The sequence below is a fragment of the Pseudomonadota bacterium genome (assembly GCA_010028905.1).
Classification (GTDB): domain Bacteria; phylum Vulcanimicrobiota; class Xenobia; order RGZZ01; family RGZZ01; genus RGZZ01.
On record RGZZ01000122.1, the window covers coordinates 1 to 11,549 of the forward strand.

Annotated in this window: 12 protein-coding genes; 10 read left to right on the top strand and 2 right to left on the bottom strand. The window is 66.1% G+C overall.

What is annotated here, in order from left to right; all coding sequences use genetic code 11:
* A partial coding sequence (locus tag EB084_10530; protein NDD28688.1) for a hypothetical protein occupies positions 1–387 on the bottom strand: 387 nt, incomplete at its 3' end.
* Between EB084_10530 and EB084_10535 the strand changes: the two genes are divergently transcribed.
* From EB084_10535 to EB084_10565, 7 genes are read left to right on the top strand one after another with little or no spacing between them, the layout of a single operon-like run.
* Positions 368–1,459, top strand: coding sequence for an NAD-dependent epimerase/dehydratase family protein (locus EB084_10535; protein NDD28689.1), 1,092 nt, complete (start codon positions 368–370; stop codon positions 1,457–1,459). The two genes, EB084_10530 and EB084_10535, sit on opposite strands and share 20 nt — an antisense overlap.
* Positions 1,440–2,945, top strand: coding sequence for a hypothetical protein (locus tag EB084_10540; GenBank protein NDD28690.1), 1,506 nt, complete (start codon positions 1,440–1,442; stop codon positions 2,943–2,945). The genes EB084_10535 and EB084_10540 overlap by 20 nt, the downstream gene beginning before the upstream one ends.
* A 39-nt stretch (positions 2,946–2,984) precedes the next feature.
* Positions 2,985–3,623 carry a sugar transferase gene (locus tag EB084_10545; protein NDD28691.1) on the top strand — a complete coding sequence of 213 codons (639 nt, stop codon included), beginning with the start codon at positions 2,985–2,987 and terminating at the stop codon, positions 3,621–3,623.
* Complete coding sequence (locus EB084_10550) at positions 3,430–4,578, top strand: class I SAM-dependent methyltransferase (protein NDD28692.1); 1,149 nt, start codon at positions 3,430–3,432, stop codon at positions 4,576–4,578. Before EB084_10545 ends, EB084_10550 begins: the two co-directional genes overlap by 194 nt.
* Positions 4,575–6,407 carry a polysaccharide biosynthesis protein gene (locus EB084_10555; GenBank protein NDD28693.1) on the top strand — a complete coding sequence of 611 codons (1,833 nt, stop codon included), beginning with the start codon at positions 4,575–4,577 and terminating at the stop codon, positions 6,405–6,407. Before EB084_10550 ends, EB084_10555 begins: the two co-directional genes overlap by 4 nt.
* Positions 6,404–7,576, top strand: a complete 1,173-nt coding sequence (locus EB084_10560; GenBank protein NDD28694.1) for a hypothetical protein — start codon at positions 6,404–6,406, stop codon at positions 7,574–7,576. The genes EB084_10555 and EB084_10560 overlap by 4 nt, the downstream gene beginning before the upstream one ends.
* Positions 7,569–8,129, top strand: coding sequence for a hypothetical protein (locus EB084_10565; protein ID NDD28695.1), 561 nt, complete (start codon positions 7,569–7,571; stop codon positions 8,127–8,129). The genes EB084_10560 and EB084_10565 overlap by 8 nt, the downstream gene beginning before the upstream one ends.
* Positions 8,130–8,223: 94 nt before the next feature.
* Here the strand turns inward: EB084_10565 and EB084_10570 are convergent, their stop codons facing one another.
* Complete coding sequence (locus tag EB084_10570; protein NDD28696.1) at positions 8,224–8,826, bottom strand: N-acetyltransferase; 603 nt, start codon at positions 8,824–8,826, stop codon at positions 8,224–8,226.
* Positions 8,827–9,152: 326 nt separating this feature from the next.
* Between EB084_10570 and EB084_10575 the strand changes: the two genes are divergently transcribed.
* From EB084_10575 to EB084_10585, 3 genes are all read left to right on the top strand, one after another.
* On the top strand, positions 9,153–9,791 hold the full coding sequence (locus EB084_10575) for a hypothetical protein (GenBank protein ID NDD28697.1): 639 nt from the start codon (positions 9,153–9,155) through the stop codon (positions 9,789–9,791).
* A gap of 21 nt (positions 9,792–9,812) precedes the next feature.
* A complete protein-coding gene (locus EB084_10580) occupies positions 9,813–10,673 on the top strand; it encodes a TIGR02757 family protein (protein ID NDD28698.1) in 861 nt (286 codons plus the stop codon).
* A gap of 111 nt (positions 10,674–10,784) precedes the next feature.
* On the top strand, positions 10,785–11,549 hold a 765-nt coding region (locus tag EB084_10585; protein NDD28699.1), incomplete at its 3' end, for a hypothetical protein.

An 11,549-nucleotide genomic window follows, 5' to 3' on the forward strand; every position in this document is an offset into this window, starting at 1 on the left:
CATGACCGTCCCCAGCGGCAGCGGATTCGGATTGTAGGCATTGCGGGGACGCGGGCGCTCATCGACGGGAGCCTGCTCGCCCTCCGCCTGATGGCGCTCATCTGCGTTAACGAGCTCACGAAGCTGGCGCAGGTTGTAGATCAGCTGCTCGACCGAGGTGTCATCGCTGGGGGCGTCCTTCGTCCCCGACATCTGGCGCTTGAGCTTCTTCAGCAGCGCTTTCGCCTCTGGCGACAGGTTGACCATGTCGGTGAAGAGGAGCGCCTGCGCGACCCCGTTGTCGAGATCACGGAAGAGGTTCGGCTTGATGCTGTGCGGCGTCTCCCGCCGCACGATGCTCAGATGCTGGGCATCGTAGTTCCCAAAGTTGGGACCTTCGATCTTCATTGCACCATTATACCCGACAGCGCCCGCGTGCGGAAGCCGGTTCGGTGCTCCGTTGAAGGCCCGTCGTCTGAAGGGAACCCCGGCCACCGTCGTGAAACGAGAACCCGTGAGTGAAACATGCCTTGTCACCGGCTGCGGCGGGTTCCTCGGAAGCCACCTCAGCGAACGCCTCGTCTCTGAAGGCCATACCGTGGTCGGCGTCGACTGCTACACCGATCAGTTCTACAACTACGCGCGCGTCCAGAAGGAAGCCAACGTCCGGCGCCTCAAAGGCCTCTCTGGGTTCGAGTTCGTGGAGGCCGACCTGACGAAGGTCGAGCCTGTCAGCCTGATGGACGGGGTGACGGTGGTCTACCACTGCGCCGCCCAGGTGGGCCCGCGAGGCAGCTGGGGGCGTGACTTCGCCACCTACACCCGCAACAGCATCCTCGCGACGCAGATGCTTCTCGAAGCCGCGCTGCAGGTCAATCGGTTCGTCCTGGCATCTTCACTCCACGTGTACGGCAACGCCGTCGACGCGCCGGCCAGCGAGACCACCCTTCCCCTCCCCGTCTCGCCCTATGGGGTGGCGCGGCTCGCGTCAGAGCATCTTCTCACCGCCTACGCCACGAACTACCGCGTTCCCACGGTTGCTCTCCGCCTGGGAAGCCTCTACGGCCCTCGGCAGCGTCCGGATCAGATCTTCCATCGCCTCATCCGCACCTCGCTCGAGGGAGTCGGCCTCGACATCCTCGGAGATGGGCACCAGAAGCGTGACTTCCTCCACGTAGACGACGCTGTCGAGGCGTGCGTCGCAGTACTTCGAAAGGGCGGGAGCGGCGGCGTCTACAACATCGCCAGCGGTGAGCCGCGCTCCATTCGTGAGGCCATCGAGATCCTGAAGACGAAGATCGACATCGCCCCCGAGCGCATCCGCTGGCAGAGCGCGACCCGTGGCGATCTGGTCGGCAGCTGGGCCGATGTGACGAAAGCGCGAGAAGAGCTCGGGTGGCAACCGCGCACCGAGCTGTCGACCGGACTCGACTCGGAGATCGCGTGGATCCGCGAGCAGGTTGCCGAAACCGCCGGCTGAGGCGTTCGCGCCTCTCACGCGTCTCCCCCTTCCCTCCTGGCGTGCTGCTGCTCTAGCCTTCCTCGTCTGCCTGCTTCTGGGTGCGCTGCCTGCGGCGTCCTGGTCCACCCCCGCTCCTGCCGCGCTGACGAGGGTCATCGACCATCTCCCCGCGCCTGGCCAGCAGGTCGACATCTCCGCACTCGGCATCACCATCGGCAGCATGGAGCATCCTCCGCCTCCAATTGCGGGAGGCTACAACTTTCGCACGCCTGCCAACATCGATCGCGACAGCACCACCTCGCCGCCCTATCGGGGACGATTCCCCGGGCTCTACCTGAACCAGCCGCTTGAGACCGATCCCGCAAGCGTGGGCGCGCTGTTCATCAGTGATCAGCCCGAGGAGATCAAGGATGACCGCCTCCGCGAAGACGGGAGTCGAGGCGCGACCGGCGTCTATGCGCGGGCTGCGGTCCCGACAGCGAGATCGGTGCGGATCCTGGTCGACCACACAAACGGCACGGCGCGACGTCTCCGGCTGGGTCTCGGCTTCATCCCCGCTTGCGACGGCACCCTCGCAACGACGTCTCAGGGTGTGGCGGTGAATCTCGACAGCGTGCGCGCGGGACGGGTCGCCTTTGAGCGCTCACGCGCGGTGCTCCCCATCCCACGCCGTGAGGTCAACGCCAACGGCGTCACGTGGCTGCTCGATCTCACCCTCCCCCCGAAGGAGACGGCCGTCGCGCATCTGATGGTCTCCTCCACCGTCGCCGGCGAGCTCGTGGTCTGCGTCGCAGAGACAGACGGGTCCCTGCCCGCGCGGAAGGCAGAGATCGACTGCCTGCCCACGCTCCACTCCATTGTGTGGCGCGAAGAGGCCCGTCGCCTCGAGAAGTTCCTCGATCCCCGAACCCAGCCCGCACGGTTCACCCGCATCCTCGACAGCTTCCAGCATGCGCGGGGGCTCTTCCCATCGCCGGATCGCGTTGCGCGCGTGACCTACGACGCACCCGGCTGGTCAGACGCCGATGAGCCGCTGCGCGTCTATTCCTTGTTCGAATCGATTCCCGGCTTCGACCCGACCCCCGGGACCCGCGATCCTCGAAACCCGAACGCCACGATCGCCACGGTCGACAACCGCGGCAAGTACGGCGGCGTCGAAGAGCTGCGGGTAAGCCTGCGAAGGCTTCCCCCGAGCTGTCGGCGCATGGCGCTGCTGGTCCTGAACCCGAATGGAACCTTCGGCGGCCGGCACTATGTCACCAATGGTCGCACCGATCAGCGGGAGACGTGGTTCCTTCAAGGGGGCGCCAGCCAGCGCGCGGGTGGAGCGTCTCCGGTCGGAGACGTGCAGCCGCTGCTCGAGAAGGGCAGAGCCGCGCTGCTCTGGAGAGGCGAGGTGCGCGCGGGCGACGTCATCCGCATGTGGACCGAGCCCATGGCAAACACCTCGGTGTATCTCTGGTACCTCCTGGTTCCGCTCCCCAGCAGCCCAGACGGGCGCTGAAGGCGGGGAACCGGCCCTTGTCATCACGAAGTAGGGCGCGTGTCATACCCCGCTGCAAAACGCCTCATCGACGTCCTCGTGTCGGCCGCCGCGCTGCTGCTGCTGTCTCCCCTGCTGCTGCTCCTGGCGGTGACGGTCTATCTCGACAATCCCGGCCCCGTCTTCTACGTGCACGAACGCGTCGGGCGACACGGGAGGCCGTTCCCCTTCTACAAGTTCCGCACCATGGTCGTGGGAGCCGACAGAATGGGAAGAGGATACGAGATCGAGCGCGGTGACGCTCGCATCACCCGGATCGGAAGCTTTCTGCGACGCTGGCATCTCGACGAGCTGCCTCAGCTCGTGAACGTCCTGAAGGGCGAGATGAGCATCGTCGGCCCACGCCCGACCCTGTCCTACCAGGTCGAGCAGTACACCGACGCGCAGAGACGAAGGCTCGAGGCACTTCCGGGTCTCACCGGGCTTGCCCAGGTGAGCGGCCTCAATGCGCTCACGTGGCAGGAACGCATCCGCCTCGACGTATATTACGTCGACCACGCCTCGCTCAGGCTCGACGCCTGGATCATGCTGGCGACCTTCGGCGCGATTGCAGCCGAGGACAACACCTACGGCCACGGCTGGGAATCGTCCCACGCAAGCAAGGGTGGCCATTCCGAGAGAGAGAGCATCGATGGCTGACCTCGTGCAAACCGCTCCCTGCAACCTCTGCGATGGGACCCAGGCCACGCTGCGATTCATCAAGTTCGGCCACCAGATCGTGGCCTGCCGATCGTGTGGTCTCGAGTTCCTGCACCCGCGGCCCACGCCTCAGGCGCTCGCCGACTTCTATGACGAGGGCTACTTCACCGGCGATCCGGAGCGACGCGGATACCTCGACTACGTGGGCGAGCGAGACAGCTTCCTGGCTTCCTTCGATCAGAAGATCGCGCGTGTCGAGCAGCGCCTGGCGCGTCTTCGAGGGGTGTCTGCGGAGGCGGTGCGCGGCCGATGGCTCGATGTGGGCACCGCTGCTGGCTGGTGCGTGGAAGCGGCATCACGACGCGGATGGGACGCCTGGGGCGTGGAGGTCTCATCGTACGCGGTGGAGCAGGCACGCGCCCGCGGACTCAACGTCGTGCAAGGCGATTCACTCACGCCTTTCGCCGATCAGCGATTCGATGTCATCACCTTGTGGGACGCGCTCGAGCACGTCCTCGATCCACGCGCGGTCCTCACCGAGGCCTGCGGGCTGCTGTCTGACGATGGGATTCTGATCTTCTCGACCGGCGACGTGGGGCACCCCTGGTCGCGCCTGCAAGGCCGCCAGCACCGCATCTACAACCCACCCCAGCACGTGTACTACTTCAGCCGGAAGACGATGACAGCGATGGCGCGTCGTGCCGGACTGGCCGTCGAGCACATCGAGGCAGACGAGAAGGTGACCACGTTGCACTACGTGCTCCACATCGCGCGCAACCTCGTCGATCTGCCCTTCCTGGCGTGGATCTTCGAGCGCATCGCTCGGGTGGTGCCGAACCTTCGGGTGCGCATGAAGCTCATCGACAACCTCGTGGTGTACGCGACCCCGTCGGCGGCCTCGAGCGCAAGACGGGCGTCCATCGCATCGGAAACCCCTCGCAGGGGGCGCGCTTGATACGGAAGGCGGCGCTGCTGCTGGCCGACGCGGTGGTGGTGTTCGTCGCCATCCACCTTGCCGTGAACCTGCGATTCGAGGGTGACGTGCCCGCCAAGTACAGCGGCATGCACATGCTCGGCGCCCACATCGCCATCGTGGCCGCCAACCTCATCGCCTACAGCGCGTTCGGGCTGTATGGAAAGGTGTGGCGCTACGCGGGGGTGCACGAGCTCGAGGACATCTCGAAGGCTGTCACCCTGGCGTATGTGCCGTTCATCTTCATCACGCTCTGGAGCGGCGGGAGCGTGTATCCGCGGAGCATCGTCATCACCGCCTGGCTGCTTACGCTCCTCTCCATCGGCGCCGTGCGCTTCACACTGAGGTTGCACAGCGAGCGGCTCTCGTCGGCCCAGGGGGAGCAGGTGCAGCGCGTGCTCATCGTCGGGGCGAATGACGCCGGTGAGGCCATCCTGCGAGAGCTTGCCCGTCAGCCTGAGCAGACCCACGCATGCGTCGGCTTTGTCGATGACACGCCGGGCCGCACCGGCGTGAAGATCAGGGGAGTTCCTGTTCTGGGTCGGCTCGACGATCTCGCCAGCGTGGTCACGCGCAACGACATCAACGAGATCGTGGTCGCCGATCCCCGTCCTCCGCTGGTGCGTCGCGTGGTGAGCCAGGTCGAGGCGCTGCGCGGGGTCGAGCTCAAGATGGTCCCCAGCGTTGCAGACGTCGTCGAGGGGCGCACGCAGGTGAGCCAGATGCGCGATGTCCGGATCGAAGACCTGCTGGCCCGCCCACCCGTCGAGATCGACCTGGCGGCCAACGCGGATTTCATCGCCGGGCGCACCGTTCTGGTGACCGGCGCTGGCGGATCGATCGGGTCTGAGATCTGTCGTCAGATCTCCTCGCTGGGGGCCTCTCGACTCGTGCTGCTGGGGCGGGGCGAGAACTCGCTGCACGAGGCGGCGGTCGACATCGGCCATCACGGCGGCACGCCGTTCGAAACCGTCATCTGCGACGTTCGCGACATGCCTCGTCTCGAAGCCATCTTCGCGCGCCACCGCCCCAAGGTCGTGTTTCATGCGGCGGCGCACAAGCACGTCCCGATGATGGAGACCAACGCCACAGAAGCCATCACGGTCAACGTGCTCGGAACCCGCAACCTTGTCGAGCTTTCGCGCCGTCACGGAGTCGAGCGCTTCATCCTGCTCTCCACCGACAAGTCGGTGAACCCCGTGAGCGTGATGGGCTGGTCGAAGCGACTGGCCGAGATGGTCGTTCTCGATGCCGCCCAGAGAGCGGTTGCGGGCGGCGCAGACGCCGGCACCACGAGGTTCGTGAGCGTTCGGTTCGGGAACGTTCTCGGATCGCGGGGCAGCGTTGTGCCGACGTTCCGCCGACAGATCGCCATGGGCGGTCCGGTGACCGTCACCGATCCACGCATGAAGCGCTACTTCATGACCATTCCGGAAGCGGTCACGCTCGTCATCCAGGCGGCGGCCATGGCGCGTGGCGGTGAGGTCTACATCCTTGACATGGGTGACCCCGTCGAGATCCTCGAGCTCGCACGCAACATGATCCGCCTCTCCGGCTTCGAACCGGACACCGACATTCCCATCGAGGTCAGGGGCAGCCGTCCTGGCGAGAAGCTCGACGAAGAGCTGCTCAATGAGGGAGAGCGGGCATCTCCCACGGAGGCGGAGAAGATAAAGCGAGTGGACGGCCTCGACTTCGACCCCCAGCACTTTGCGCAGTTGCTGGCCGAGCTTGAGGGCATCGCGCTGCGCCATGACGACGACGCCATGCGGGCGCGTCTGAAAGACGAGAGGCAGGCTTCCAGCGTATGAGCGATTTCCATGAGTTCGAGCTGAGCGAGGTCGCCGACGAGCACGCGAGCATCGAGCGCTTCTGCAGGCTTGCACGGGTGTATGTCTGGGCTCTCGGGCGCGATGACGTCTTCTCTGTCGAGGGAAGGGTACAGGGCTCGCAGATGCGCGAGATCAGCTGGACCCCGTCTGACGGCGCGCCCGTGCTGCACACGCTGGTGCGTGATTATCGCGAGTACTTCGAGGCCATCCACTTCCCGTCGGTCGACGCGCTCGCACACGACTCGGGAGACGACTCCGCGCCACGTGTCAGCGCACACGGCGTAGGGCTGCGACGCCTCACCCTGCGCGGCGACGCGCGGCTCGCCCAGCGCCTGCAAGACGTCATCGACCAGACGGAGCGCGGCGAGGAGCCACACGTCGACCCGTTGCAAGATGACCCACGCTCGCGCCGCATGGCCCTCTACGCACTCGGGTGGCCCGCCGCGCGGGCCGGCAAGGACAACAAGCAGCTTGCCGCCGACATCACGACGGCGCTGCGCGGGGCGCTGTCTGATGCGGCCGGCGAGGTTCGTGCCGCGGCCGCAGGAATTGCGGGTCGATACCGCGTCCTTGCGCTCTGCACGGCGCTTGCCGCCTGCGCTGCAGATCCTCACGCCGAGGTCAGGGCTTCGGCGCTGAACGCATTGCGAGCCCTCGACGAGAACGAGGGGCTCGTGCACGCCGTCCGAAGCATCGCAGATGAGGACAGCGGGGTTCGCGCCGCCGCCTTCGGCATCGCCCGTCACGTGAGTCACCTGCCCTGGGCCCGTCGCCGCGCGCTCATCGGTCCGCTTGCCTCACACGTGGAGCGCGCCTGGCCTTCACTCGACGCAGCGCAGCGACGGCAGGTCCTCGAGTGGTTCGTCGGGTGCGAGCACGCCGACGTCGTGCGGCTGATGGCCGCAGCAGGGGGAGACCCTGAAACCGATGTCCGCCGAAAGGCCGTCGAGGTGACGGCGAGCCTCGAGCATACCGATGCAACATCGGCGCTGCTCGGGTTCATCGACGATCCGGACGAAGATGTGGCCGCCGCGGCTGTGGAAGCCCTGTCGATGGAACCCGCGCGCGCCCGTCTCGAGGCGGACGCATCGCTGCGGGCCGCCGTGATCGAGAAGCTCTCCCGATGGGCGGTGAGCACCGATGCCTGATCGACCTCGCCATCGGCGACGCGGGCAACGCGCACCGCTCCTCGTGCAGGTCTTGAGGCTCGTGATCTTTGCGGGGCTCACGGTCGGGGTCGCGACGTGCGGGAACGCATGCGCGCAAGATCCGCTCGCGCTGGGTGGGCGCATGCCGGAGTTCGTCGAGCGAACGGTCAACGGGCTGAGCACGGGCAGCGACGCGATGCGTGGCCTGCCAGCCGTGATCTGGTTCACAGCGTTCTCGGAAGGCACCTTCGAGGCCATGCCGGAGCTGAAGGAGACGTGCGCGAAACGCCCCGCCCTGCGCCTCCTCGTGGTGAGCGTGAACGGTGAGCACGCCGGACGCGCCGCGCAGTTTGCGCAGCGCTTCGGCGTGGAGGCGCGTACCGTTGTGGACACCGACGGGAGCACGGTTCGCGCGTTCAGCGGCGAGTTCACCCAAGGGGTCGTGCCGGTGAGCAATCTCTTCCTGTTCGACGCGAGCGGGAATCTCCGCGGGCGCTTCCACTATCCAGGCGTGCCGCCGTCGGTTCTGGGCGGCCAGATCGAGAGCCTCTAGCAGCGCGGCCCGAAGCCGAAGCTCTCGCAATCCTTCTGGGCGGAGATCGGCCTTCTCGGCCGTTCTCACAGAGGCGCCCCCAGCAGAGCTGCGGTCAGGATTGAGACGGGGCAGGCTCTCGCGGTTCGCGGGCGAGATAGTCGGCGCGCTCGAGCGACATCCAGACCTTTCGGCTGGCGCTGCCATCCTGGAAGCTCACCTCGGTGAAGGTGCCCATTCGCTTGAACCCAGCCTTCTCGAACGAGCGCTGCGCCCGGAGGTTGAAATCAGCGGTGTCGAGCTCGACCCGATCGACCTTGCGCGACCCGAACAGGTACTCGAGGCACAGCCCCATGGCCTCGGTGCCGTAGCCGTGGGCCCAGTGCGCGGGGTCACCGATGAGGATGCCGACCTTGGCATGCAGCTCATGATCTTCACGGATGTTGTACTTCACAAACCCGATGGTGTCACCCGCAAGGGTGTCGATGGCCAGGGCATTCTTCTGCCACCAGTAGATCTCGCGGTAGTACTCATCGGCGATGCGGGCCAGGGTCTCCGGGCTTCCCTTGACCCCGAACGCAAAGCTGACGAGGTCGAGGTTCTTGAACCACTCCTTGATCTTCTTCAGATCCGGACGCGCCATGTGCCGCAGCATCACGCGCTCCCCCGCCGCGATGAACGAGGGCGACCTGCGCATCGACTCGAGGATCTTGAACATGCGAGCCTCCTCGTTCCCCTGACGCGCCCCCGGGACTCGCCCGCGGACGCGACTGCCTTGTCTCAGATATACCCGCAGTGTGGACAGGGGTCCTGCACCGACCTCTCGGCGTCGAGGTACAGGCTCGCCTGGAGAGGTCTGCCAGAGGAATCACGTCAACGCGTCAAGAAACGCCAGTATCACGACAGGGGGGCACGTGCGCAACCGCAGCAGGTACGCGGATGCGCAATGACGTACCAGACCGTCCTCAGCACTGTTGGCGAGGGCCTTGAGAAGACGCGTTCACGCGTGCGGCTCTCCAGAAGATTTGAAGGCATGGCGAATACATGGCGCAGAAGCGAGATTACTACAAAGTCCTGGGTGTGGCGCCCACAGCAACGCCCGAAGACATCCGCAAGGCGTACCGCGCCCTGAGCAAGAAGTACCACCCGGACCTGAACCCGGACATGCGCGTCTATTCCGACGAGAAGATGAAGGAGCTGGTTGAGGCCTACAACATCCTCAACGACCAGCAGAAGCGCAAGGACTACGACAAGCAGCCGCAGTTCCTGGCACGCAAGCACGGCAAGGAATCTGGCCGCAAGTCTGACGCCGCGTCCTACACGAAGAAGCCGGACGCGAAGGAGCCCTCTCTCCTCGAGCGACTGTTCGGCTCGTTCATGAAGAAATCGGACAAGGGGGGTGCGAGCACGCCCCAGTACGATCCGAAGCAAGCCGACGTCCACTTCACCCTGGGTCTCACGATGACCGAGAACGAATCGTTCTACGAGCAGGCCAAGGAGGCGTTCAAGCTGGCCGTGAAGTTCTGCCCCGACCACAAGGAGGCGCAGTACAACCTGGCGCTCATGTGCTACAAGCGCGGCGAGTTCGACGAGTCACTGGTGCACTTCCAGAAGGTCTCCCAGATCGACAGCAACGATCAGTTCGCGCGCAGGATGATCAGCCTGCTGCGCGACGACTTCTGATCACGGCCACGGCGTCCCTGGGTGCCACCGACTGGCGCTGATTTGGCCACGTCGCCTCCCCTCAGGGGCCGTGGGCTTCGCACGCTGCGCCGACATCTCGATCATCTCTTCGAGTGCTACGACTACGCGGCACACCGTGAACGCGACCCGATTCGCTTCGTTCTCGCGCACGAAGACCCGGCCGACCAGGAGGTCGTCGGACTGGTGGCAGCCTGCCTTGCCTACGGGCGGGTCGACCGCGTCCTCGTCTCCATTGCCGAGGTGCTGCGTCGCACCACCGCCTCCCCTGCGCGCTTTGCCCGCGAGTTCGACCCTCGAGGCCGTGCAGAGCGTCGCGCCTTTCATGGGTTTCTCCACCGCATGACCGCGGGTGTCGAGATGCACGCGCTGTTCTCCGCCATCGGCGCGCTGCTGAGAGAGCACGGGGGCCTCGAGCGTGTATTTGCCCAGAGCCTGCCCGCGTCTTCACGCAGCGTGAAGCCAGGACTCGAGGCGCTCGTGCACCAGCTCCGTTCGCACGCCTTCGCGGCCGCACGCGCGCCCCTCGGAACACGTCGCCTGAGGTTCCTGCTGCCGAGCCCGGCAGAGGGCTCGGCCTGCAAGCGCCTCAACATGTGGCTGCGGTGGATGGTGCGCCACCAGCAGGGGCTCGATCTCGGTCTGTGGCGCTCCGCGCGTCCCGCGCAGCTCATCATCCCGCTCGACGCGCACGTCATTCGTCTGGCGTCGTTCTTCGGGCTCACGACGCGCGCAACCCCCGACTGGCGCATGGCCGAAGAGGTGACGGCCTCGCTTCGCAGGCTCGATCCGGACGATCCGGTGAAGTATGATTTTGCCCTCAGCCACATCGGCATGAGCGGCGCCTGCCTCCCCGCGGTCTGACGACGGCGCCGCTCACCTCCGGGTGCAGCAGGTCGAGAGCGGCATGGCAGGCCGATCTGCGATGGCCTGGTGGAAGGATTTTCAAGTCCGGCGTGGAATCTGTCGGAGCCCATGCATGATCTCGTGAACCGCCGCAGATTCCTCTCCATCGCCCTGCGCGCCGCCGCTGTGGGCGCGGTCTCCGCGTGCGCTGCGGTCGATGCCTCAGGCGCCGCGGTCGTGCATCCGAGGGTGGGGCTTCTGCGCAGCCGCACCTCCTTGCGGGTGCTGGGGTGGTCCGGTGCGTGGGAGGCTGACGGCGCGGCCGCGGTTCTGCGCGCACTCGGGTTGGAGGCGCGTGAGCTGGGTGACGCCGATCTGACGCGTGAGCAGCTTCGCTCGCTCGACCTGCTGATCGTCGCCAACGCGCGATGTGTCTCCCCTGCGGCGGCAGGCGCCGTGAGCGAGTGGGTATCGGCAGGAGGGCGTCTGCTCGCCACCGGTATGGCGTCCTATCGCACCGATCGCAACACCAAGGCGGGCTCGGAGAACAACTTCCAGTGGGCGGAGATCTTCGGCGCTGACTTCCAGCGCTGGATAAAGGCCTGGCCGCAGTGTGAGTTCCTCGAGCTCGACGACTCACTGGCCACCGAGGTCGGCGCGCTTCTGGCCGGACCTCCCAGAAAGCGCATCCAGCTGGGTCGCAACGCCGCCATGCTCGTGCGCCCCCGCCCCTCTGCCACCTCGCTCGCAACATGGCTGCAGGCCGACGGCGCCACGCCGACCACCGATTCCGGCAGCGCAAGCGCGGCAATCGTGCAACGCGATCGCGTGATCTACTGCGGAGAGAACCTGTTTGCGCCGGAGCTGGCGAGAAGCACAGAGGTGATGGCGCTC